Origin of the sequence: Variovorax gossypii (assembly GCF_003965815.1) — a bacterium.
Classification (GTDB): Bacteria; Pseudomonadota; Gammaproteobacteria; order Burkholderiales; family Burkholderiaceae_C; genus Variovorax; species Variovorax gossypii.
Genome location: NZ_RXOE01000012.1, coordinates 1 through 22,447 on the forward strand (window position 1 = coordinate 1; position 22,447 = coordinate 22,447).

Below are 22,447 nucleotides of genomic sequence, written 5' to 3' on the forward strand. Positions count from 1 at the left end.
GCCCGCCACGTACTGCGCGAAGGCTTCCTTGAAGCCCGGCGTGGTGGTGACGGCGCCGTCCTTGAGCGACGAGGGATTGCGATCGCCCGGCACGTTCAGCGGCGCGACCACGTCCTGATTGAAGCGCGCGCACTCTTCGAGCACGGCCTGTGCGGTTTCCAGGCCGGCGTCCTCGAAGCCCGGCAGCTTCGCGATCTCGCCGATGTTGGCCAGGTGTTCGATGTCGAACAGCATGTCCTTGATGGGGGCGGTGTAGCTCATCTCGATTTTTCTTTCGAAGCAGATCCAAGGTAAATGAAAAATTCGGCTCGGCCGGACAGGGGCGCCAGGCAGCCGGCGGGACGAGGCGAAGGTTCAAGCCAGACGGGCTAGCCCTGCTTCTCCATCTTCTCGTGGGCATCCACGAGCTGAGCCAGCAGCTTCATGAAGACGGCGCGATCCTCGGGTGACAGCGGCTCTATCAAGAGTTCCTGCGAGCGGTGGATGCTGTCCTGCAGGTCGTTGATCAGGTTCAGTCCGTCCTTGGTGATCACCGACAGCCTCGACCGGCGATCGTCCGGATTGACGCGGGTCTCGACCAGCCCCTTGTCGACCAGGCGCTTGACCACTTCGGCCGTCGTCGTTCGATCCAGTGAAAGCTCGCGGCCGAGGGCCTTCTGATCGAGCCACGGATTCATCGAAAGCGCGGTCAACATGCCGATCTGCAGCGGCGTGATGCTCTCGGACTTGCACAGATCGAAGAAGATCGCCTGCCCGATCTGAGTGAGCCGGCGGATCAGGAAGCCCGGACGCCGCCACATGACTTCGCGCAGCGGATTGAATGGCTCTGGACCCTTGGGCTTTGCCGCCTCCACCTCGGTGGTGCCACCTGTCTTCTTCCGGGCGGGAGAACGCTTCGTCATCATCTCGAGATCGCCAATAGTGTCAGCCGGCGAGTGTATCGGCTCCCCCATATGCAAAAGGAACGAGAACGCCAGCCGCTACAGCAGGCCGACCTCGAAGTACTCGCCCAACAGGCGGTGGAAATCCAGCTCGTCGTCCCACGGGATCATGTGGCCGGCGTCGCGGGCCGTGCACTGCCTCAGGTGGGGTGCGAGGTTTCCGATCTCCGCCAGGTCTTCGGCGAGCACCACGCCGCTGCGCCCCGCCGTCATGAGCAGCCCGGGTGTCTGCAACCTCGCCAGATCGGCGTGGATGTCGTCGCCGTGGAAACCTGCATGCGCCTGGACCACCGCCTCCTCGCTGCACGTGTGGAGCCACTCGGCCCGTAGCTGCAACTGCTCGTCCGTCCAGGTCGGTGCGTAGGGACGCAGCCCGTCGGCCGTGATGCCCTGGGTGGCCATCCGGATGGAATCCACGTACCACGACAGCGGCACGGGATAGGGGCGGCGGCCGGGGCCTGAGACGGGCGGATCGATCAGCAGCAACCTGTCGAGGCGGCGCGCGTCGCGCGACGCGGCGCGGATCGCGACGCGTGCCCCCATGGAGTGCCCCAGCAGCGTGACGGACGACCACCCCTGCACCTCCAGCAGGTCGAGCACGTCGCCCGCCATGGCATCGAGGCTGGCGTCGATGCCGGGCACGCTGGAGGACAGGCCCCGCCCGCGGAAGTCCAGAACATGAACGTCGAAGTGGCGGGCCAGTCGCTCGGCGACGAAGCCCCATGTGATGGCCGGGCTCGTGATGCCGGGCAACAGGAGCATGCGCGGGCCCTGCCCGCCATAGCGCAGCAGGTGCAGCCGAACCCCGTTGGCGCGCACGTGGTAGCCATGAAGAAATGAACTCAATTGCGACTCCGTGGTGTTTCATTCACCAGCCGCTCCCGCCCCGACTGGCGGCGCAAACGGCATCGACACGAACCTTCGCCGTTGCGCTGGAAGCGATGCGGCACCCGGCACGAACAGTCTCAGGACTGCGGCGGCCTCCCGAACCAGCCTCGAATGCGGTTCCATAACACGCTCCACATCATTGCGGCCATGGAGACCGTGGGTTGCGGCTCGTCGACCGAAGCCGCCTGGCCGCTCAGCCGACGCGAGATCTGCTTGCCGAAGTCCGCCACCATGCGGCGTACGAAGTCCTTCACGAGCCCCGAGCGCGAAAACTGCGCGAGCGGCCCCTGAAGCGCGTAGACCATGTCCACGTGGACCCGGGTGTTGTCGGCGGCCAGCGCTTCGAGCCGATAGGTGATGTCGCCCTGGGTGCGCGACTTGCTGAGGCTGTCCTGGCCCGCGCCTCGAAGGACGGCACGCCTGGCGGCATCGTCGCGTTCCAGCCGCGCCGCGCCGGCGAAGGCTGCGGACATCGGCCCGAACTTGATGGCGATCGTGCCCTTGACCCTTTCACCCTCGTGCGAGTCGATGGTCGCGCCGGGCAGGCACGACGCCACCGCGGGCAGGTCCCCCATGAATGCCCACACCCGGTCGATCGGATGAGGCACGTCGAAATGGACCTCGATGGCGTTGCCTTTCGCCTTGGCCTTGGCCATCGCCACGGGATCGACCTCTGCCATGTCCGCCGCGGCGGCCGGATCGGATGCCGCGGTCCTGCCAGGCGACGGTACCGGCGATTCGGCGGGCGTCGCCGCGGCGACGCGTTTCAGCGCGACCGTTCGCGGTGCGACGAGTCTCTGGCGCAGCTTCTCGAACTGCGCGTCGGGGGTGTCGCGTTGCTGCTGGAGCACGTCCAGGATGGCGTCGACGATGCCCTGGTAACCCGTGCAGCGGCACAGGTTGCCCGACAACTCGAGGCGCACGCGCGCTTCGTCGGCATCGGGCAAGCGAAGCACGATGTCGCGCGCCGTGGCCAGCATTCCCGGCGTGCAGAAACCGCACTGCAGCGCATGGTGGCGCGTGAATGCCTGCCGCAGTCGCTGCATCGCCGCGTCGTCGTCGTAGCCCTCGATGGTGGTGACCTCCCGGCCTTCGCATGCCACGGCGAATGTGATGCACGAGCGCGTGGGCTGGCCGTCGACGAGCACCGTGCAGGCACCGCACACGCCGTGCTCGCAGCCGAGGTGCGTTCCGGTGAGGCGCAGTTCGTCGCGCAGGAAATCGCCCAGATGCACCCTGGGCTCGGCCGGTCGGCAGATGCTGCGACCGTTCACTTGAATGGAAATGGGGTCCAAGTCTTTTTACTCCGCGTGTTTGGCACCGGCCAGGACGCCGGACTGCTCAAGTGCGCGCTCCAGGCAGGCGGTGAAGAGCTTCTGGTCGATGGCGTCGCGTTCAGGGAGCGCGGCGCGTACGGCTGCCCGCAACGACTCGCGGCCGGCCGCGGCGGCACCGTTGTGCGCGATCTCGGCTGCGAGCGGATGCAGCAGCAGGGGAGGGCCGTCGGCAGCCCCGAGGACGATGCGCGCACGCTCGCGTGAAGCGTCGAAATACACCGCCGCACTGGCTTCCGCGAACTCGCCCGGCTTGCGGCAGACCTTGTGATATCCCCAATGCATGGAGGATGTCTCCGAAGGCACGGCGACCGACACGATCAGTTCATCGGACTCGAGCACGGTCGTGTAGGCGCCGAGCATGAATGCGTCGGCGTCGATCGTGCGTTCGCCGCGCGGCGACCTGACCACTATCCGCGCGCCGAGTGCCGCCAGTACCACCACCCAGTCAGCCGCGGGATCGGCATGCGCCAGGCTGCCACCCACGGTGCCTCGGGTCCGGATCGCGCGGTAGGCGATCCCGCCTGCGACTTGGCGCATGGGGTGCGCGGCCAGCGGCGGGTGCGTGCCGTCCTCGATCTCCGCATGGGTGACGGCGGCACCGATCTCGATCCAGTCGGCCTTGCGGCTGACAGTGCGCAGGCTGGGAATCTGCGCGACGTCGACCACCTGAGCAGGCCGCGCCAGCCTCAGGTTGAGCATCGGGCCGAGGGACTGGCTCCCGCTCATGGCCTTCGCGGTGCCTGCGCTTGCCGCCAGTGCGGCGATCGCCTCGCCGACCTCGAGAACGCGCGTGTATGCGAACTTCGGCGCTTTCATCGGGCGTGCTCCTGTTCGCGATTCGCGCTTTCGAGGGCCGTGAGCAAGCGGCGTGGCGTCAGCGGTGTCATGAGCACCTCGGCAGCACCGGTGCCGCGCAGGGCGTCGTTCACCGCATTGAAGATCACCGCCGGCGGCGCGATCGCGCCACCTTCGCCGACGCCCTTGGCTCCGAATTCGGTGTGCGGCGACGGTGTCTCGAAATGGTCGATGCGGATGCGCGGCACCTCGGTGGCACCCGGCAGGATGTAGTCCGCCAGGGTGGAAGCCAGCGGCTGGCCCTGTTCGTCGTACGGACTCTCCTCGTACATCGCGGTGCCGATGCCCTGTGCGATGCCGCCGATGGTCTGGCCCTCCACGATCATGGGATTGACCATGGTCCCGCAGTCCTCCACGACCACATAGTCGAGGATCTCGACCTCGCCGGTTTCGGTGTCGACGGCCACCACCACCGCATGCGTTGCATAGGTGAAGGTGCCTGTATCGACGTTGGGCTTGTACGCACGGGACACCTCCAGGCCGCCGAGATGAACGTCGGCAGGCAGGTCCTGCGGCGTGAGGTACCACGCGCCCCCGACCTCCGAAAGCGGGATCGACTTGTCGCCGGACACGGCGCGTCCTTCGATCAATGCGACGGTCTGCGCATCCACACCCATGAGGTAGCCTGCGATCGACTGGATCCGCGGCAGCAGTTCCTTGCACGCGACCGATATGGCGCCTCCCGACATGACGGTGGCGCGCGAGGCGTAGGTGCCCGAAGAAAACGGCGTGAGTGCCGTGTCCCCGTGCACCACCCGGATCCTTGCCACCGGAATGCCCAGCACGTCGTTGGCGATCTGCGCGAAGCTGGTCTCCATGCCCTGGCCGTGCGAGTGCACGCCCACACGCACTTCGAGTCCGCCGTCCGCGGTCATCCTGACGACCGCCTGGTCGAAGCCGGGCACCACTGGCAGGCCCCAGTTCGCGAACACCGTCGTGCCGTGGGCGGACTGCTCGGTATAGGTGGCGGTGCCGAAGCCGATCAGCCGCCCGTCAGGCTCGCCGCGCGCCTGGCGCTCGCGCACGGCCTGCAGTCCGATCATCTCCACGGCGCGGCGCAGGCTTGCCGGAAAGTCGCCGCTGTCGAAGTGTTTGTTGGCCACGTTCACATAGGGCATGGCCGAGGCCGGAACCAGGTTCTCCAGCCGTACCTCCCACGGCTCACGCCCCACCTCGCGGGCCACGGCGTCCATGAGCAGCTCGATCGCGAAGCAGACGCCGGTGCGCGCGACGCCACGGTAGGCCATGAAGCCGGGCTTGTTGGTCGCAACGCACAGGGTCTCGCACCGATAGCCGCGGAAGCTGTAGGGCCCGGGCAGATTGCCGATCGCCTGGCCAGGCTCCAGGCCGACGAAGAAGGGATAGTAGGAATAGGCGCCGCCGTCGATGGTGATGACGGCGTCCAGCGCCAGAAGCCTGCCCGTGCGGTCCGCATAGGCCGTGAGCCGGTAGTGATGCTGGCGCGTGTTGGCGCCGACGATCAGGTGCTCGCGCCGATCCTCGAGGTAGCGAAACGGCGTGCGATACGTCTTGGCCAGCCAGGCGACGCAGAGGTCCTCGGGATAGAGCTGTCCCTTGTAGCCGAAGGCGCCGCCGACGTCCGGGGACACGACCCGCACGGCTTCCTCGTTCATCGCGAGGTGCTGGGCGATGCCCACGCGCAGCAGATGCGGGACCTGGGTGGCGCTGACGACCACGAGCTGGTCGGTCTGGAAATCCCAGTAGGCCAGGACAGATTTGCCCTCCAGCGGCACGATGCATTGGCGCGACAGCTCGACCGTGCGGCTGACCTTCACCTCGGCCTTCGCGGCGAGTGCTTCGAAGTCGCGATCAGTCCGCAGCGTGAGAAAGACGTTGTCCTTCCAGTCAGGGTGCATGAACTCCCCCGTGGCCGCGAGCGCGGAATCCGCGCTGTGGTACACGGGCAGTTCGTCGTACGAGACCTCCACTTCCTCCAGCAGGTCTTCCGCCATGGCGCGTGTCGGTGCCACCGCCATCGCGATGGCCTCGCCGACGTGACGGACCTTGCCCGAAGCCAGCGGCGGCAGCGCCGAGTACTGATAGGTGGGCACCGAAGACGGCGATCCGATGTCCGCCGCATCCGACATCATCTCGCGCAGGAACACCTTCCCCGCGAGCGCCTCTGGAATGTCGACGCCGGTGACCACCGCGTGCGCGAGCGGGCTGCGCAGGAACGCGACCTCCTGGAGGCCAGGCAGCACGAAGTCGCCCACGAAGTTGCCCTTTCCCACGAGGTGGCGCGCGTCCTCCTTGCGAGGCACCCGGGCGCCGATGCCCTCGCGCTTCAACAGCCTCGCCGGAATGTCTGCTCGGTCCATGCGTTTCCTTTTCCTTGACTGGTTTCCTGGTGCCGGACTCCATCGAGTCCGCCCATGCCCGGCAATGCCCAGGTGATCGGCGCGCAAGAACAAGTCTCTTCGCCGTACCCCGCACAAGGGCTTGATCGCCAACGTGCGTTTCGACATTTGATTCGCACGATATGACAGTTCACTTTCACAAGTATATGACCGATGCTGGCGCGATGGAAGCAGCCTGCCGTCGATGCAAACCCTAACTAGGAAACATCTCGAAAGTGGTGCATCTGCATTGGCATAAATCGCTTCTGTGGCGTTATTTGTCTGCCTTTCGGATCCAATCTGGTGCAACGTCGGACAGTAAAAACCCGTACTTGAAATCACATATGAGTCCAACTAATATGACAGTTCACTGACTAATTTTGAAGGGTCCGGAAAATCCCCGGATGGAGCCATGAACTGGATCAAAGTCGCTTCGGCGCGAGAGCTGAAAAACGATGAAGCGAAAACCGTCAACGTCGCGGGCCACGGCGTCGCGCTGTTTCGTATCGACGACGAGTTCTTCGCCACGGACAGCATGTGCACGCATGCCACCGCGCTGCTGTCGGAGGGCTATGTCGAGGACGGCTGTGTCGAATGCCCGCTGCACCAGGGCCGCTTCGACATCCGCACGGGCAGGGCGATGTGCGCGCCGGTCACCGTGGACCTGCGCACTCACGCCGTGAAGCAGGAAGGCGATGACATCTACGTGATGTCGTCGGCCGCGAAATGACTTCGCCCGGCGTCGTCATCGTTGGTGCGGGCCAGGCTGCGGCGGTCGCCGCCCATGCGCTGCGCGAACACGGCTACCGCGGACGCATCACGATGCTGGGGAGGGAGCGCCACAAGCCGTATGAGCGGCCCCCGCTGTCCAAGGCCGTGCTGGTGGCGGCCGAGGAGCCGAGCCTCGGCGTCTTTTCGCAGGACGCATGGGAACTTGGCGACATCGATCTTCGAAGCAGCAGCGATGCGGTGGCCCTGGATCTCTCGAAGCGGCAGGTTCGCCTTGCCGGCGGCCAGGTGCTCCCGTACGAGATGTGCCTGCTCGCCACGGGCGGCGAGGCCCGCACGCTGGCGTCCGCACCGGCGGGCCGATCGCACGTGCACTACGTGCGCACCCTCGACGACGCGCGACGGCTGCGCGCCGCCCTCCAGGGCAAGCCGCGGGTCGCGATCCTGGGTGGCGGCTTTCTTGGCCTCGAGATCGCCAGCTCCGCGTTGTCGGCCGGTGCGGCGGTGAGCGTGGTCGAGCGCGCGAAGTCCTTGCTCGATCGATTTCTTCCGCCGGAAGCGTCGGCGTGGCTCGAATCCGGTCTGCGGCAGGCAGGCGCGCGGCTCCTGCTCGGCACCGCCCTCGAAGGCGTCGACCCTCTGCCCGATGGCCGCATGCGCCTGTCGACCCATGCCGGTGACCTGGAGGCGGACGAGATCGTCGTGGCCATCGGCCTCTCGCCCAACGACGCATTGGCCCGCGATGCGGGCCTGGAGATCGCGGCGGGCGGTGGCGTTCTGGTCGACGCGCAGTGCCGCACCAGCGACGAGCACGTGTTCGCGTGCGGCGACTGCACCAGCCAGCAACGCCCGGGGCACGCGACGCCGACGCGCCTGGAATCCTGGCAGAACGCCAACGAGCAGGCCCGCACCGCCGCGGCCGCCATGCTCGGTGCGACCAGCCCGGCACCGGCGGTGCCCTGGTTCTGGACCGACCAGGGCCGGCACAACATCCAGATGCTGGGCCTGCCGGCCCCCGGTCTCGAATACGTGCGCCGAGGCGATCCGGCCACCGGCAAGGTGCTGTGGATCGGCCATCGCGGTGCCGTTCCGCTGCACGGCGTGGCCATCAACGCCGGTGCCGATCTGCGCGCCATTCGGCCCCTCTTCGAGCAGCGCCAGCCGGTGCTGCTCGACGAATTCCAGCGGGACGCCACCGATCTGCGCGCATGGGCCAAGCAGATGCGAGGCGGCGCCCCTTCCACCGTTCAACCACACCTCAGAGCCTAAGGAGCTTTCATGTATCAATCGCAGGCGGTCATCGGCATCACGAATGCCCGAAAGAACCCGCCCCTGGAACAGTGCGTCTGGCCCGCGGACGCGCTCAACAACATTCCGGACTGGGTCTACACCAGCCAGGCCATCTACGACCAGGAGATCGAGCGCATCTTCCGGGGCGACACCTGGAACTTCGTCGCGCTGGAAGCCGAGATCCCGAATCCCGGCGACTACAAGCGAGGCTACGTGGGCGCAACGGCCGTGGTGATCGTTCGCGCGGAAGACCACACGATCTCCGTCTTCGAGAACCGCTGCGCCCACCGCGGCGCCGAATTCTGTCGCTCCAGCCACGGCAACGCCAAGGAGTTCGTCTGCCCCTACCACCAGTGGTCGTACGACCTCAAGGGCAACCTGCAGGGCGTTCCGTTCAAGCGCGGCATCAACAAGGTCGGCGGCATGCCGCCGGACTTCAAGAACGCGGAGCACGGTACCCGGCAGCTGCGCGTGGCCACGCGCAACGGCGTGGTGTTCGCCACCTACTCCGACAAGACGCCGCCACTGGAAGAGTACATGACCAAGGAGATCGTCCAGGAGTTCGACGTTCCGTTCTCGGGCCGCAAGCTCAGGATCCTGGGCTACTGCCGCAACGAGCTTCCGTGCAACTGGAAGATGTACCACGAGAACCTCAAGGACCCATACCACGCGACGCTGCTGCATTCGTTCCTCGTGGTGTTCGGCCTCCTGGTGCCTGGCATCAAGTCGATCGTCTTCGCCGACAAGGAACATGGCCGCCACGGCTACATGGCGTCGTCCAAGCCCGACCAGGTCTATGCCACGGTCGACGCCGACGACAAGGCGCAGATGCGGTCGTTCAGCGACAAGCTCCGGCTGCGCGACGAGCGGTTTCTGGACTACGTGCGCGAGTTCGATTCGCCCTGGTCCGCCAACATGATGACCATGTGGCCGAACCTGATCGTGCAGCGCCAGATGAACACGATGGGTGTGCGCCAGATCATTCCGAACGGCCCGAACAGCATGGTGATGCAGTGGACCATGTTCGGCTACGAGGACGATACGCCCGAGATGACGCGGCACCGCCTTCGGCAGGGCAACCTGATGGGCCCCTCCGGCTTCCTGGGCCTCGAAGACAACGAGGCATTGAAGTTCGTGCAGGAAGGCATCCGCAATTCGTCCACGGACAACAACGTCGTCAAGCTCGATGCAGGCCACCAGGGAACGGCGCGCAACCTGATCTCGGAGTCGTGCATCCGGTCGCTCTACCAGTACTACCGGGACGTCATGGGCATCCGTGTCGCGGAGGTGGCAGCATGAAAGAGCGGCTCGCCTACGCCAGATCCACGATCTCGCCGCGCCGCGCGGCCGAGCTGCGCGCGGAGGTCGACTCCTTCCACGTCGAGTACTGCGCCGCCCTCGATGCCAACGACATCGAGCGCTGGCCCGAGTTCTTCAGCAAGGAGGCGACCTACCGGATCACCTCGCGCCAGAACGCGCTGCTGGACATGCCCGTGGGCCTCGTCTACTGCGAGGGCCTGGACATGATCACCGACCGCGCGCTCGCCGTGGCGCATTCGCAGATGTTCGCGCCACGGCACATGCTGCATGTGCTGGGGATCACGCGCGTGCTGCAAGAGACGGGCGAGACGATCAGCTCGCAGACCCCCTTCATCCTGATGCAGACGCTGGTCGAGGGGCCTTCCACCGTGCATCTCGCGGGCATCTACCACGACCGCTTTGTGCGCGACGGCGAACGGCTGCTCATCGCCAGCCGCGAAGTGGTGCACGACACGGAAATTCTCGACACGGCCCTGGCGTACCCGGCCTGAATCCAATGAGGACGACAATGAATCAAACCCCCAAGATCGCGCTCGAAGAGCACTTCTCCGCCCCCGGCTTCGATGCGTACTCCGCCAAATACACGCGCGCGCTGCCGGCCGACTTCGTGGCGCGGCTCGATGCCAGGCTCAGCGATTTCGACGACCAGCGCCTGGCCGAGATGGACGCCGCAAACATCGAGTACGCCGTGCTGTCGCAGACGATGCCCGGCGTACAGGCCGAGGCGGACGGCGCAGCCGCCGTGCGGCGCGCACGCGAGAACAACGAGTTCCTCGCCGAGCGCGTGGCGCGCCATCCGCAGCGCTTCGGCGCCTTCGCGCACGTCGCGCTCCAGGACCCGGCGGCCGCAGCCCGGGAACTCGAGCGCACCGTCGTCGAGTGCGGCTTCAAGGGCGCGCTGATCAACGGCCACACCCTGGGCCGCTACTACGAAGGCAGCGAGTTCGACGTGTTCTGGGAGCGCGCAGAGGCACTCGGCGTGCCCATCTATCTGCACCCCAACGCGTTCAGCCAGCCGCCGGCGTTGCTGGAAGGCATGCCGGTGCTCCAGGGGGCCGCCTGGGGCTGGGGCGTGGAGACGGCGGGGCATGCACTGCGCCTGCTGTTCGGCGGGGTGTTCGACCGTTTTCCGCGGTTGACCCTGCTGCTGGGCCACATGGGCGAGGCCCTGCCGTATCAACGCTGGCGCATCGACAGCCGCTTCGCCGCTTACCCCTCGGGCATCAAGCTGGCACGCAAGCCCAGCGAGTACATCGGCAGCAACATCCTGATCACGACGTCCGGCGTGTGCTCCGCGCCGGCTCTGCTGGGCGCCATCGGCGAGCTCGGCGCCCAGGCCGTGCTCTTCTCCGTGGACTACCCCTACGAGTCCACCGCCGAGGCCTGCGCCTTCATCGAACAGGCGCCGCTCGACGCGCGCACCCGCGAGCAGGTGTGCCACGGCAATGCCCGCCGGCTCTTCAAGCTGGGCAGCCCGCAGGACCTTGCGCTCCTGCAGATCTGACACTTTCAAACAAAGGACGAAAAATGCCAGTCAGCGATTATCAAATGGTCAAGGCCTGGGACGAGGTTCTGAAGCTCAGCAAGGTGGAGCGCGGACAGAAGGTCTCGATCCTGTGCGGACCCCACACCCATCCGCAGACGTTGCAGACCGCGACGATCGCGGCGCAGGCCGCGGGCGCGGTCGTCACCAGGATCGAGCTGCAGCCCATCAACGCGGAGAAGGCCCCCAGCCGCGACCTGATGAACTACCTGGGGGAGACGCCCCTCACCAACAACCCTGTCGCGCTCGCGGCGATGAAGAACAGCGACATCGTCCTGGACCTGATGCTGCTGCTGTTCTCGCCCGAGCAGATGGAGATCCTCGAGTCGGGGACGAAGATCCTCCTGGCCGTCGAGCCGCCCGAGGTGCTGGTGCGGGCGGTGCCCACCGAGGCCGATCGCGAACGCGTGCTCGCCGCATCGAAGCTGCTCAAGGCCGCCAGGAAGATGCATGTGACCTCGCCGGCCGGCACGGACGTGACTTTCAAGCTCGGCGACTACCCGACCATCTCCGAGTACGGCTTCTGCGAGGAGCCCGGGCGCTGGGACCACTGGCCCAGCGGCTTCCTCTTCACCTTCGCCAACGAAGGCGGCAGCGACGGCACCATCGTGATCGACCGCGGCGACATCCTGCTGCCGCAGAAGAACTACGTCTCGGACAGGATCACCATGCATCTGCGCGAAGGCTTCGTGCGCAGCATCGAAGGTGACATCGACGCCGCCTTGCTGCGCGAGTTCATGGAGGCCTACAAGGACCCCGAGGCCTACGCGATCGCGCACATCGGCTGGGGGATGCAGCCGAGCTGCTACTGGCACACGCTGTCGCTGGTGGACCGCGAAGCCACGTCCGGGCAGGACGCGCGTGCGTTCGAAGGCAACTTCCTGTTCTCGCTGGGCCCGAACAACGAGGCCGGAGGGCCTCGCACCACGCCTTGCCACCTGGACATTCCCTTGCGCAACTGCACGGTGAAGCTCGACGACGTCGTCGTGGTTCGCGACGGCAAGGTCATCGACGAGGCCTTCCAATGAACGCCGATCCGGACATCTACCAGAAGCAGGGCTTCGGCAACGCCGTCGCACCGAAGGCGCCGTACGGCCTGCTGATCATCGATTTCGTCAACGGATTCGCCGATCCGCTCACGTTCGGCGGCGGCAACATCGAGCCGGCCATCGAATGCACGCGCGGCCTGCTGGCTGCCGCACGCGAGCGCCGATGGCCCATCGTCCACACGCGCGTCGTGTACCAGGACGATGGCGCCGACGCCAACATCTTCGCGCTCAAGGTGCCGTCCATCCTGGCCCTGCGGGAGGACGCGCCGCAAAGCCAGGTCGTCGCGCAGCTGCAGCCGCGCAGCGGCGAGCTGGTGCTGCGCAAGATCCATCCCTCGGCCTTCTTCGGCACTTCGCTGGCTTCCTGGTTGTCCCAGCGCGGCGTGCAGACGCTGCTGATCGCGGGATGCACCACCAGCGGGTGTGTCCGTGCCAGCGTGGTCGATGCCATGTGCCACGGCTTTCGCCCCCTGGTCGTCACGGACTGCGTGGGCGACCGGTCGCTGCAGGCGCACGCGGCCAACCTCTTCGACATGGAACAGAAGTACGCGACCCTGATGCCCCGAGACGCCGCCCTGCAGGCGACCGAAGCAGCGCAGCCCCACAGCGTCCCGGCCTGAAGCCGGGTCGCGCCGTCCCACGATTCCCGACCCACCTCTCGTCAAAACCCGGGCGCATGCCCCCAGCGACCCGCACCACTTGGAGAAGAAGATGACCCTCAGACTCATTGCCGCGATCGCGGTCTCACTCGCGACGCTGGCCTTGCAAAGCCGCGCCGACGTCGTCAAGGTGGGTGTGATCGCACCCATGTCCGGACCATTCTCCGCGGTGGGGCAGACCTGGGAAGGAGCGACCAAGGCCTACCAGAAGCTCAACGGCACCACTGCGGGCGGGCACACGATCGAAGTCATCTACCGCGACCTGCCGGACATCAATCCCGCGCAGGCCAAGGCGTTGGCCCAGGAGCTCATCATCAAGGAAGGCGCCCAGTACATCGCAGGCCTGTATTTCACGCCCGATACGCTGGCTGTCGCCGCGCTCGCACAGGAGGCGAAGGTGCCTGTCGTGATCTTCAATGCGTCGACCTCCTCGCTTCTCGAGAAGTCCGACTACCTGCTGCGCACCTCCTACACGCTGCCGCAGATGGCCGTGCCGGTGGCCAAGTACGCGCTCGAGAAGAACATCAGGAACGTCGTGTCGCTGGTCAGCGACTTCGGTCCCGGCCTCGACGCCGAGAAGGCCTTCAACACCGCTTTCGTCGCCGGAGGCGGCAAGCTGCTCGAGGCCATCCGCGCGCCGCTGAAGACGACGGACTTCGGCCCCCTGATGCAGCGCGTGAAGGCGCTCAAGCCCGATGCGCTCTACGTCTTCGGTCCTGGAGGGCCGGCCACCTACGCAATGATCAAGGCCTACAACGAAGCGGGATTGCGGGCCGCGGGCGTGCGCTTCCTGGGCACGGGCGAGACGGATGAAGACCAGCTGCGCGCGATCGGCCCCGAGCTGCTGGGAATCGAGACCGGCATGTTCTATTCGGCGACGCACAACTCGCCGCTGAACCATGCCGCGGTCAAGGCCCTGGCCGAAGTGGCGCCCAAGGCCATCCCGACCGTCCAGCTCGCGAATGCGTTCGACGGCCTGCATGTGATTTATCACATGGTCAAGGCGACGGACGGCAAGCGCGACGGACCCAAGGCTCTTGCCGCCGCCAAGGGCTTTTCCTGGGAAAGCCCGCGCGGTCCGGTGAAGATCGATCCGGCCTCCCGCGAGTTCGTGCAGAACGTCTACATGCGGGTGGTCGAGAAGGATTCCTCGGGGCGTTTCGTCAACCGCGAGTTCCGGACCTTCGAGATGCAGCCCGACTACGGACGCATCCAGGGCGCGGCCAAGTAACGCAGGGACTGCAGCATGTCCTTTGCGCTTCTCAGCAGCATCCTGGTCGACGGCGTCACGTACGCCATGATCCTGTTCATGATCACCGTGGGCCTGTCGATGACCATGGGCCTGATGCGTGTGGTGAACCTGGCCCATGGCGCCTTCGCGATGCTCGGTGGTTTTCTCGCGGCGAGCATTCCTCAGCGCCTGGGCGTGCCCGTCGGGCTGGGCTTCGTCCTAGCGATCGCCGTCGTGGCCTTGGTGGCGGTGCTTTTCGAGCGCACCCTGCTGCGCCGCTTCTACCGCCGCGACGATCTCGACCAGATGCTGGTGACGATCGGCCTGATGTTCGTCGCGACCGCGGCGGTCAACCTGATGTTCGGATCGTCGGTGACATCCGTCGCGCTTCCCGAGGCATTCGGCGGCTCGGTGGACCTGGGGTTTCGCTCCATTCCCCGGCACCGGCTCATCGTCGTCGCCTGCGGGCTGGTGGTCGTCGCCGTCCTGTGGCTCGCCGTGGACCGGTCGTCCTTCGGCATCCGGGTGCGCGCCGCGGTCGACAACGCGCCGATCGCCCGGGCCATCGGCATCGACACGACCAGGATCTATGCGGCCACCTTCGCGATCGGTGCGGCGCTCGCGGCGCTGGGCGGCATCGCCGGTGCCGAGATGCTGCCGATGGAGCCGACCTACGCCTCCAAGTACCTGGTGATCCTCCTGGCGGTCGTGGCCGTCGGAGGAAACGGAAATCTGTTTGGCTCTTTCTTCGCAGCGTTGCTGCTCGGCATCGTGGAGACCTCGATGAAATACATGGTTCCGCAGCTCGCATCGGCTGCCTTCTTCCTGACGATGATCGTCGTCCTGCTGTTCCGCCCGCAGGGGCTGTTCGGGAGGCAGGCATGAGCGCGGTGATTCCGCCCATGGCGATGGCTGCGCCGCCCCGTGCTCGCCCGTGGAAGCAGTTGCGCGCCGAGATCGTCCTGACGCTCGCGGGGCTGCTGGCCTTCGTGGTGTTCCCGCAGGACCTCGGGTTGCTGACCAACATGGCGACGATGTCGATCTTTGCACTGTCGCTGAGCATCGTGCTCGGACAGGCGGGCATCGCGACACTTGGCCAGGCCGCGCTGTATGGCGCCGGCGCCTACGTCGCGGGATGGACCGCGCTGTACCTGACGACCGATCCCGTCGCCGGGCTGCTGCTCGGCGGCCTGGGCGGAGGGCTGATCGCGCTGCTCAGCGGTGCCGTCATGCTGCGCTCGACCAAGCTCACGCTGGTCATGCTCACCATCGCCGTGGCGCAGTTGCTGCTCGAGCTCGCCAACTGGGCCAGGTGGCTCACCGGCGGCGACGACGGACTTGCCGGCTTCGAGGTCGCCCCATTGTTCGGCCTCTGGGAGTTCAACTTCATGGGGCACACCGGCTATTTCTACGCGCTGGGCGCGCTGGTGCTGGTGTACTTCCTGGTGCGCAACCTGGCCGAGTCGCCCTTCGGCCTGACGGCCAGGGCGATCCGGCAGGACCCGGGGCGCGTCCAGGCACTCGGCGGGCGCGTGTACCTGCACCTGCTGGCCGTCTACACCGTCGGCGGCGTCGTGGCGGGGCTGGCGGGCGCACTGACGGCACAGACCAGCAAGGTGGCCAATCTCTTCATGCTGGACTTCACGACGTCCGCGGGTGTGGTGGTCATGATCGTCCTGGGCGGCACGCGCCGCCTGGCCGGTGCGGTGCTCGGCACCGTCGCGTACATGACCATCCACCACATCGCGTCGACCTTGAACCCGTATCACTGGCTGTTCGTCATCGGGTCGATGCTGATCGTCGTGCTCATCGTCCTGCCCGAAGGTCTTATCGGGCTCCTGGACCGGGCCGCGGCATACGCCAGGCGTCTGGGCGGCAACGGAGGAGCCCGATGACTCCCCGTCTGCAAACCCGCAACCTGTGCCACTCCTTCGGCGGCCTGGCCGTCACGCAGAACGTCACGCTGTCCCTCCCGCAGGGTGCCCGCACGGCGCTGATCGGGCCCAACGGCGCGGGCAAGACCACGCTGGTCAACCTGCTCAGCGGAGCGATCCGTCCGAAGTCCGGCGACATCCAGCTCGACGGCCGCTCGATCGTGCAGCTGCCGCAGTACGCACGCGTGCGCAGCGGCATCGTTCGCACCTTCCAGATCAGCCGCCTGTTCAAGGACCTGAGCGTGGCGGACAACGTCAGGGTCGCGGTGCTCCAGCGGCTGCGCGCCTCCATGCAGTGGTGGCCTTCGCCGGCGCGTTCCGCGCGCGTGCACGACGAGGTCCACGAGACCCTCGGCATGCTGGGCCTGAACCCCTATGCGAACCGGGTGGTCGGGCGGCTGGCGCTCGGCGAGCAGCGGCTTGCGGAGATCGCGCTCGCGCTCGCCATGAAGCCCGAGGTGCTGCTGCTGGACGAGCCCGGCGCGGGCGTGCCGCAGGGAGAAGGCGGCCGCATCATGAGCGCCATCGAGGGCCTGCCGAAGGATCTGTCGGTCCTGCTCATCGAGCACGACATGGACCTGGTGTTCCGCTTCGCCTCGCACATCATCGTCCTGGTTGCCGGCGCGGTGATGGTGGAGGGGTCGCCGCAGGAAGTCGCGGCCAACGAACAAGTCAAACAAATCTACTTCGGACGAGACGCTCACCATGCCCAGCCCTCCCATTGAACTTCGGTTCGACGACGTCACGACCGGCTACGCCGGCGTGCCAGTCGTCGAGCATCTGAGCTTCAGCGTGCGCGAAGGCGAACGCCTGGGCCTCATCGGGCGCAACGGCGCCGGCAAGACCACCACGCTGGCAACCGCGATCGGCCTGGCGGACCTGATGCAGGGCCGCATCCACTTCGGCGGCAACGACATCGGCGGCGCCACCACGTACGCACGGGCACGGGCAGGGCTCGGCTACGTGCCGCAGGGCCGGGACATCTTTCCTTCGCTGACGGTGGAGGAGAACCTGCTGTCGGGCCTGCAGGGGCGCTCGGCCGGCGTGGCCCTGCCGCCGGTCTATGCACTGTTCCCGCGGCTCAAGGAGCGGCGGCGAAACGGTGGCACGCAGCTGTCGGGCGGAGAGCAGCAGATGCTGTCTGTGGCACGGGCACTCGTTGGCCAGCCGCGCATTCTGCTGCTCGACGAGCCGCTGGAGGGCCTCGCTCCCATGGTGCGCGAGGAACTGATGGACGCCATCGTCCGGATGAGCGACCAGCTCGGAGTCGGCTGCGTCCTCGTGGAGCAGCACGTCGACGTCGTTCTCGACTTCTCCACAAATGTCATCGTGCTGGAGCGGGGCGTTGCCGCTTATGCCGGCTCGGCAGCCGCGCTGCGTGAGGACGAGGAACTCCTGAACCGCACCATCGGCATTCAGAAATGTTGAAGCCGATGTGTGCGAGTGCCGAGGCAGGCAGCTGTCTCTTCAGCCAGCACTGAGTTCTCCGGAAATCTCATCCTGTCATGCAGAACCTTCGCGCGCTCCTGAGCCCGCTGCGGGCGTTCGATGCGGTGTATCGGGCCAAGGGGGTATCGCGAGCCGCCCAGTTGCTCCACGTCACTCCCGGTGCCGTGAGCCAGCAGATCAAGCTGCTGGAAGCGGGGCTGGGCGTGCAGCTGTTCCAGAGGGCCGGTCGCGAGATCGAACTCACCGCGGTGGGCGAACGACTCGCCACGCGCGTCTGCGACGCCTTCGATCGCCTGCACGACGCGCTGGGCGACCTGGCCGACAGCCAGCGGGAGAAGCGGCTGCGCCTCAAGGTGCCTCCGAGCATTGCCATCCGCTGGCTGGTTCCCCGCCTGAACGGCTTCCATGCGCTTCATCCCGACATCGCCCTGGAGATCGCAACGATCGCACTCGCGGATGACGTCCGGCTCGAAGGCGCCGACTGCGCGATACGGCACGGCATGGGCGAGTGGGCCGATGTCGAGCTCGACCACCTGTTCGACGACGAGTTCGTCCCGGTCTGCGCACCCGCCCTGGCGGGTCAGTTCCAGGTGCCCGGCGATCTGCTGCGGGCCGACCTGCTGCATTCCATGATGCGGCCACAAGCCTGGCCGCTGTGGCTCGGCTCGGCCGGCCTGGCGGACACCCCATGCCTGCCGGGAATCGCGTTGGCGAATGCCGCGTTGTGCTACCAGGCCGCAGCGGACGGCCTGGGCGTGGCAATGGCGCAGCGGGCGTACGTGCAGGAGGACCTGCGCACCGGGCGCCTCGTGGTGGCGGTGGACCACGTCGCCAGGACGGAGCTCGGCTACTACCTCGTCTGCGACCCTTTGAAGGCGGCCACGGCGCCGGTCCGGCTCTTTCGGGACTGGATCCGCTCGGTGCGCTAGGCGGACCGCGAGGAGCACGTCATCGCGTCATCGCGCTAGTCGGCCTTGAATCCCGAGGCCTTGACGACCGGCTCCCAGAACACGCGCATCTCGCCGAACCTGGCGCGTGCTTCGGCGGGCGAGCTTCCCGTGTTCATGAAGCCGAGCATGCGGACCTTGCTCGCGAACTGCTCTGTGGCTGCCGCCTTGCGCACGGCAGCGCTCCATTCGGAGACGACGGCCGCAGGCGTGCCGGGGGCCATGCAGATGGCCAGCACGCCGACTGCGGTGAGTTCCTTGCGGCCGAGTTCGCCGAAGGTCGGCACGTCCGGCAGCAGCGGCGAGCGTCGTGCGGAGGTGACGGCCAGCACGCGCAGCTTGCCGGCGTTGTGGTGCTGCGCGAAGTCCCCGACCGTGGAGGTGCCCGCCGCGACATTGGCGCCCGTCAGATTCACGATCATCGGCGCTGCGCCCTGGAAAGGGATGTCCTGCAGCGGTGTGCCGATGATCCTGGCGATCTGAAGTCCCAGGAAGTGCGTCGGGCCGCCCGATGCCGCGTGGCCGAAGTTGGCTTTCTCCGGATGCGCGCGCACCCATTGGGCGTATTCGCCGAAGGTCTTGACGGGCGAGGAGGAGGGCACGGCCAGTGCCATCGGGAACTCGACCACCGTTGACACCGGCAGGATGTCCCGCTGCGGGTCGTAGTTGAGCTTGTTGAAGACGAAGGGGTAGATCGATGCGAGGAAGTCGGGACACAGCATGGCCACGCTGCCGTCGGCGGGAGCGGAGCGCATCGCATCGATCGCGATCTTCCCGCCGGCGCCCGGCTTGTTCTCCACCACCACGGTGCGATCGAGCGGGCCATGCAATTGATCGGCAAGCGCGCGTGTCACCACGTCGAGCGTGCCACCGGGCGAGAAGCCGACCAGGATCCTGGCGGGTGGGCGGCCGGCTTGCTGCCCGATGGCCGGCGATGCGCCGACGAACGCGGCAACGATGAGTGCGAGGGTGTTCAGCCAGGCGGCAGGCGATTTCTTCACGGGATGCTCCAGGGGAAGGCTCACATCGCTTGTTCGAGCGTCGACTCGTGCGTGCGAGCAGATCGAAGGCTCGCCCGCAAGACGCATCCGTCTTCCGGGCGAGGCATTTCAGCGGCCGCGAAATACCGGAGGACGCTTCTCGGCGAAGGCGCGGCGCCCCTCCAGCCGGTCTTCGCTGTCCCTGAGCAGCCCGAAGGCCTGGCGCTCAAGGGCCAGCCCGCCCGCCAGCGGCAGTTCGCGTCCGTTCATCGCGAGGCGCTTGGCGGCGGTCATCGCCAGCGGGGCATTGGCTGCCATCGCGCCTGCGAGCTGCAGGGCTGCCTGCTTCAGTTCGGAGAAGGGAACCACCTTGCTGACCAATCCGATCCGCAGCGCCTCCGCGGCATCGATGCGTTCACCGGTCAGCAGCATCCACATCGCGTCCGACTGGCCGACTGCGCGGATCAGGCGCTGCGTGCCGCCGGCGCCCGGGATGCTGCCGACCCGCACTTCCGGCAAGCCGAAGCGGGCGTTGTCGGAGCAGATGCGAATGTCCGCCAGCAAGGCCAGCTCCAGCCCGCCGCCCAGGGCGTAGCCATTGATGGCGGCGATGACGGGCTTGTCGGTCTGCAGCGTGCCGAAGTTGAAATGCCCGGTTCCGCAGCGAAAGACCTGCCGCGCCGCGCTGTCGGCGGGCGGCATGGTCTTCTTGAGGTCCGCGCCTGTGCAGAAGGCGCGCTCGCCTGCACCCGTGAGGACGAGCACGCGGATGTCCTCGTCGTTCGACACCTCGTCCCAGATCGCGAGCAGTTGCTCGTTCGACTCCGGGTCGATGGAGTTCATGGCCTCGGGCCGATTCAGGGTGACGACGGCGACGCCGTTCTGGACTGTCTTGACGATGGGCATGGTTGTGCTTCAGTTCTGGGAAGGGCTGGGCGCGATCACCGAATCGATGGCCGCGGCCGGCATGCCGAGCTCGGCCAGCACCTCCCGGGTGTGCTGGCCCAGCGTGGGGGCCGGGCGTCGCGCCCGGGGCCGCTCGCCGACCGCGCCGAGCACGCTGCGTGGCAGCGTCATCGGCCCGGCGACCGGATGCTGCAGCTGCTCCGCGAGCGCCGCTTCGAGGAAGGGCGCGGACTGCGCCACCTCCGCATAGTTGTTGATGGGGCCGCAGATGATGTCCACGGCCGCGAACTTCTCCAGCCAGAAGGCGCGGGGATGCGCGAGCATGCGCGCTTCGAGCAGGCGCAGCAGCGTCTCGCGGTGCTGGAGGCGGCTCTTGTTGTCGGCGAAGCGCGGATCGCGGGCCAATTCCGGCGCGCCTGTGGCGGCACACAGGGCCTGCCAACGTGCGGGGTGGTAGGCCGCCACCATGATCCATCCGTCGGCGCAGCGCAGGGCCTCGTTCGGGGTCGAATACGGCGCGGCATGCCCCTGCGGCCCTGGCACCTGGGCGTCAGCGAAGTAGGACGCGAAGCTCACGTGCTGAAGCGCGATGGCGCTCGCGAACATGCTGGCTTCGACGTGCTGCCCCAGGCCCGTGCGTTGCCGGTCCGCGAGGGCGGCCAGGACCGCGATGGTTGCCAGCGACCCCGTGACCAGGTCGACCACCGGCACCGGCACCTTGCACGGTTCCCCGTCGCGCGCGCCGGTGACGCTCATCAGGCCGCTCACGGCCTGGAGCACGCCGTCGACTCCGGGAAGATCCCTGCTGGCGCCGTGCTGGCCATACGCCGAGACCGAGCAGTAGATGAGCCGCGGATTGCCCGCGGACACCGCGGCGTAGTCCAGCCCGAGGCGCGCCATCACGCCCGGGCGGAAGCTCTCCACCAGCACATCCGCCTGCGCGACCAGCGCCTGCGCCGCCTGCAGGTGCTCGGGGTGCTTGAGGTCGAGCACGACGCTGCGCTTGTTGCGATTGAGCGCCATGAAGGCCACCCCCTCGCCCTGCACCCAGGGCGAAAGGGCCCGCGAGAGATCGCCGGCAGGCGCTTCGATCTTCACGACGTCGGCGCCCAGGTCGGCCATGCACAGCGTGCAGGTCGGACCGGCCATCACCTGCGTGAAGTCGATCACTTTCAAACCGCTCAATGCGTTGGCGAGCATGCGATCTTCAGTCTTGTTGGATTGCACATGTCGTGAGTTCGACGCGCTATACCGAGGGGCTGCCGAGGCTGCGCCCGCCGCAGACGTACAGGAGCTGGCCGGTCACGTAGCTGGAGCCGGGTTCCGCGAAGAACCGGACTGCACGGCCGATGTCCTGCGGCTGGCCGATGCGTTCCATCGGCACGGTCTTGTGAAGCCCCTGGCGGACCTCCTCGGTCAGCGTCTCGAACAGCGGCGTCTCCACGATGCCGGGTGCGATGGCATTCACGGTGATGCCCTTGCGCGCATATTCGAGCGCCAGCGAGCGCGTCAGGCTCACCACGGCGCCCTTGGAGGCGGAGTAGGCCGCCTGGCCGCGGTTGCCCAGCCATGCGCGCGAGCCGATGTTGATGATGCGGCCGAACCGGTTCTGCGCCATCTGTGCCAAAACCGCCTTGGAGCAGATGAACTGCGAATGGAGGTTGACCTCGATCACTCGGGTCCAGAACGCGAGATCCATCTTGGAGACCAGCTTGTCGCCGCCGATGCCTGCGTTGTTGACCAGGATGTCGATGCGACCATGAGACGCGAGAAGCCGGGCCACGGTCGCCTCCACCTGTTCCACCGAGCTGACGTCGACCTGGAAGGTCCGCACGTCGAAGCCTTCGTCCGAAAGGGTCTGCTCGGCTGCCTGCAGCGCCGCCTCGTCGAAGTCCCACAGCGTGATGCGGCATCCGGCCTGCGCGAGTTCGCGGGCGATGCCCAGGCCGATGCCCTTGGCGCCACCGGTCACGACGGCAACGAGGCCGTGCAGCGAGGCCGGCGTGGTTGTGCTTGTCTGGTTCATGGTGCT

At 67.0% G+C, this 22,447-nt stretch carries 22 protein-coding genes and 1 pseudogene; 13 read left to right on the forward strand and 10 right to left on the reverse strand.

The window, feature by feature from the left end; all coding sequences use genetic code 11:
- The 6 genes and pseudogenes from EJP69_RS28440 to EJP69_RS28465 all read right to left on the reverse strand — a co-directional run.
- A pseudogene (locus EJP69_RS28440) lies at positions 1 to 261 on the reverse strand (acyl-CoA dehydrogenase N-terminal domain-containing protein); the annotation flags it as partial.
- Positions 262 to 368: 107 nt separating this feature from the next.
- The gene (locus EJP69_RS28445) at positions 369 to 905 is read right to left on the reverse strand and encodes a MarR family winged helix-turn-helix transcriptional regulator (protein WP_093209839.1); all 537 of its coding nucleotides are present in this window, start codon (positions 903 to 905) and stop codon (positions 369 to 371) included.
- Between the two features lie 75 nt (positions 906 to 980).
- Complete coding sequence (locus tag EJP69_RS28450) at positions 981 to 1,787, reverse strand: alpha/beta fold hydrolase (RefSeq protein WP_126473695.1); 807 nt, start codon at positions 1,785 to 1,787, stop codon at positions 981 to 983.
- A gap of 119 nt (positions 1,788 to 1,906) precedes the next feature.
- A complete protein-coding gene (locus EJP69_RS28455) occupies positions 1,907 to 3,124 on the reverse strand; it encodes a xanthine dehydrogenase family Fe-S subunit (protein WP_093209843.1) in 1,218 nt (405 codons plus the stop codon).
- A gap of 6 nt (positions 3,125 to 3,130) precedes the next feature.
- On the reverse strand, positions 3,131 to 3,982 hold the full coding sequence (locus EJP69_RS28460; RefSeq protein ID WP_126473697.1) for an FAD binding domain-containing protein: 852 nt from the start codon (positions 3,980 to 3,982) through the stop codon (positions 3,131 to 3,133).
- The gene (locus tag EJP69_RS28465; RefSeq protein ID WP_093209847.1) at positions 3,979 to 6,360 is read right to left on the reverse strand and encodes a xanthine dehydrogenase family protein molybdopterin-binding subunit; all 2,382 of its coding nucleotides are present in this window, start codon (positions 6,358 to 6,360) and stop codon (positions 3,979 to 3,981) included. The genes EJP69_RS28460 and EJP69_RS28465 overlap by 4 nt, the downstream gene beginning before the upstream one ends.
- A gap of 430 nt (positions 6,361 to 6,790) precedes the next feature.
- Here EJP69_RS28465 and EJP69_RS28470 point away from each other — a divergent pair, with 430 nt between their 5' ends.
- The 13 genes from EJP69_RS28470 (at position 6,791) to EJP69_RS28530 (ending at position 18,511) form a co-directional block, all read left to right on the forward strand.
- The gene (locus tag EJP69_RS28470) at positions 6,791 to 7,108 is read left to right on the forward strand and encodes a non-heme iron oxygenase ferredoxin subunit (protein WP_093209849.1); all 318 of its coding nucleotides are present in this window, start codon (positions 6,791 to 6,793) and stop codon (positions 7,106 to 7,108) included.
- Positions 7,105 to 8,376, forward strand: a complete 1,272-nt coding sequence (locus EJP69_RS28475; protein WP_126473699.1) for an NAD(P)/FAD-dependent oxidoreductase — start codon at positions 7,105 to 7,107, stop codon at positions 8,374 to 8,376. The genes EJP69_RS28470 and EJP69_RS28475 overlap by 4 nt, the downstream gene beginning before the upstream one ends.
- A gap of 9 nt (positions 8,377 to 8,385) precedes the next feature.
- Positions 8,386 to 9,696, forward strand: a complete 1,311-nt coding sequence (locus tag EJP69_RS28480; protein ID WP_093209853.1) for an aromatic ring-hydroxylating oxygenase subunit alpha — start codon at positions 8,386 to 8,388, stop codon at positions 9,694 to 9,696.
- Positions 9,693 to 10,208 carry an aromatic-ring-hydroxylating dioxygenase subunit beta gene (locus tag EJP69_RS28485; RefSeq protein WP_093209855.1) on the forward strand — a complete coding sequence of 172 codons (516 nt, stop codon included), beginning with the start codon at positions 9,693 to 9,695 and terminating at the stop codon, positions 10,206 to 10,208. The genes EJP69_RS28480 and EJP69_RS28485 overlap by 4 nt, the downstream gene beginning before the upstream one ends.
- 17 nt (positions 10,209 to 10,225) lie before the next feature.
- Entirely contained in the window at positions 10,226 to 11,221 is a 996-nt protein-coding gene (locus EJP69_RS28490; protein WP_126473701.1) for an amidohydrolase family protein, read from the forward strand.
- 23 nt (positions 11,222 to 11,244) lie between these two features.
- A complete protein-coding gene (locus EJP69_RS28495; RefSeq protein WP_126473703.1) occupies positions 11,245 to 12,288 on the forward strand; it encodes a 2,5-dihydroxypyridine 5,6-dioxygenase NicX family protein in 1,044 nt (347 codons plus the stop codon).
- Positions 12,285 to 12,929 carry an isochorismatase family protein gene (locus EJP69_RS28500; protein WP_126473705.1) on the forward strand — a complete coding sequence of 215 codons (645 nt, stop codon included), beginning with the start codon at positions 12,285 to 12,287 and terminating at the stop codon, positions 12,927 to 12,929. The genes EJP69_RS28495 and EJP69_RS28500 overlap by 4 nt, the downstream gene beginning before the upstream one ends.
- Before the next feature lie 91 nt (positions 12,930 to 13,020).
- Complete coding sequence (locus EJP69_RS28505) at positions 13,021 to 14,199, forward strand: ABC transporter substrate-binding protein (RefSeq protein WP_126473707.1); 1,179 nt, start codon at positions 13,021 to 13,023, stop codon at positions 14,197 to 14,199.
- A 15-nt stretch (positions 14,200 to 14,214) separates the two neighbouring features.
- Positions 14,215 to 15,084, forward strand: coding sequence for a branched-chain amino acid ABC transporter permease (locus tag EJP69_RS28510; protein ID WP_093209864.1), 870 nt, complete (start codon positions 14,215 to 14,217; stop codon positions 15,082 to 15,084).
- Complete coding sequence (locus tag EJP69_RS28515; protein WP_126473709.1) at positions 15,081 to 16,094, forward strand: branched-chain amino acid ABC transporter permease; 1,014 nt, start codon at positions 15,081 to 15,083, stop codon at positions 16,092 to 16,094. The genes EJP69_RS28510 and EJP69_RS28515 overlap by 4 nt, the downstream gene beginning before the upstream one ends.
- Complete coding sequence (locus EJP69_RS28520; protein ID WP_093307837.1) at positions 16,091 to 16,858, forward strand: ABC transporter ATP-binding protein; 768 nt, start codon at positions 16,091 to 16,093, stop codon at positions 16,856 to 16,858. Before EJP69_RS28515 ends, EJP69_RS28520 begins: the two co-directional genes overlap by 4 nt.
- Positions 16,839 to 17,561 (forward strand): ABC transporter ATP-binding protein, encoded by a 723-nt coding sequence (locus EJP69_RS28525; protein ID WP_093209870.1) that lies wholly within the window; start codon positions 16,839 to 16,841, stop codon positions 17,559 to 17,561. The genes EJP69_RS28520 and EJP69_RS28525 overlap by 20 nt, the downstream gene beginning before the upstream one ends.
- 77 nt (positions 17,562 to 17,638) lie before the next feature.
- A complete protein-coding gene (locus tag EJP69_RS28530) occupies positions 17,639 to 18,511 on the forward strand; it encodes a LysR substrate-binding domain-containing protein (protein ID WP_093209872.1) in 873 nt (290 codons plus the stop codon).
- A 35-nt stretch (positions 18,512 to 18,546) separates the two neighbouring features.
- Here the strand turns inward: EJP69_RS28530 and EJP69_RS28535 are convergent, their stop codons facing one another.
- The 4 genes from EJP69_RS28535 to EJP69_RS28550 form a co-directional block, all read right to left on the reverse strand.
- Complete coding sequence (locus tag EJP69_RS28535) at positions 18,547 to 19,530, reverse strand: Bug family tripartite tricarboxylate transporter substrate binding protein (RefSeq protein ID WP_240652319.1); 984 nt, start codon at positions 19,528 to 19,530, stop codon at positions 18,547 to 18,549.
- Positions 19,531 to 19,638: 108 nt separating this feature from the next.
- The gene (locus EJP69_RS28540; RefSeq protein WP_093209875.1) at positions 19,639 to 20,415 is read right to left on the reverse strand and encodes an enoyl-CoA hydratase/isomerase family protein; all 777 of its coding nucleotides are present in this window, start codon (positions 20,413 to 20,415) and stop codon (positions 19,639 to 19,641) included.
- 9 nt (positions 20,416 to 20,424) lie between these two features.
- Positions 20,425 to 21,615 (reverse strand): CaiB/BaiF CoA transferase family protein, encoded by a 1,191-nt coding sequence (locus tag EJP69_RS28545; RefSeq protein WP_126473710.1) that lies wholly within the window; start codon positions 21,613 to 21,615, stop codon positions 20,425 to 20,427.
- A 46-nt stretch (positions 21,616 to 21,661) separates the two neighbouring features.
- Positions 21,662 to 22,441 (reverse strand): SDR family NAD(P)-dependent oxidoreductase, encoded by a 780-nt coding sequence (locus tag EJP69_RS28550; protein ID WP_126473713.1) that lies wholly within the window; start codon positions 22,439 to 22,441, stop codon positions 21,662 to 21,664.
- Positions 22,442 to 22,447: the final 6 nt, after the last annotated feature.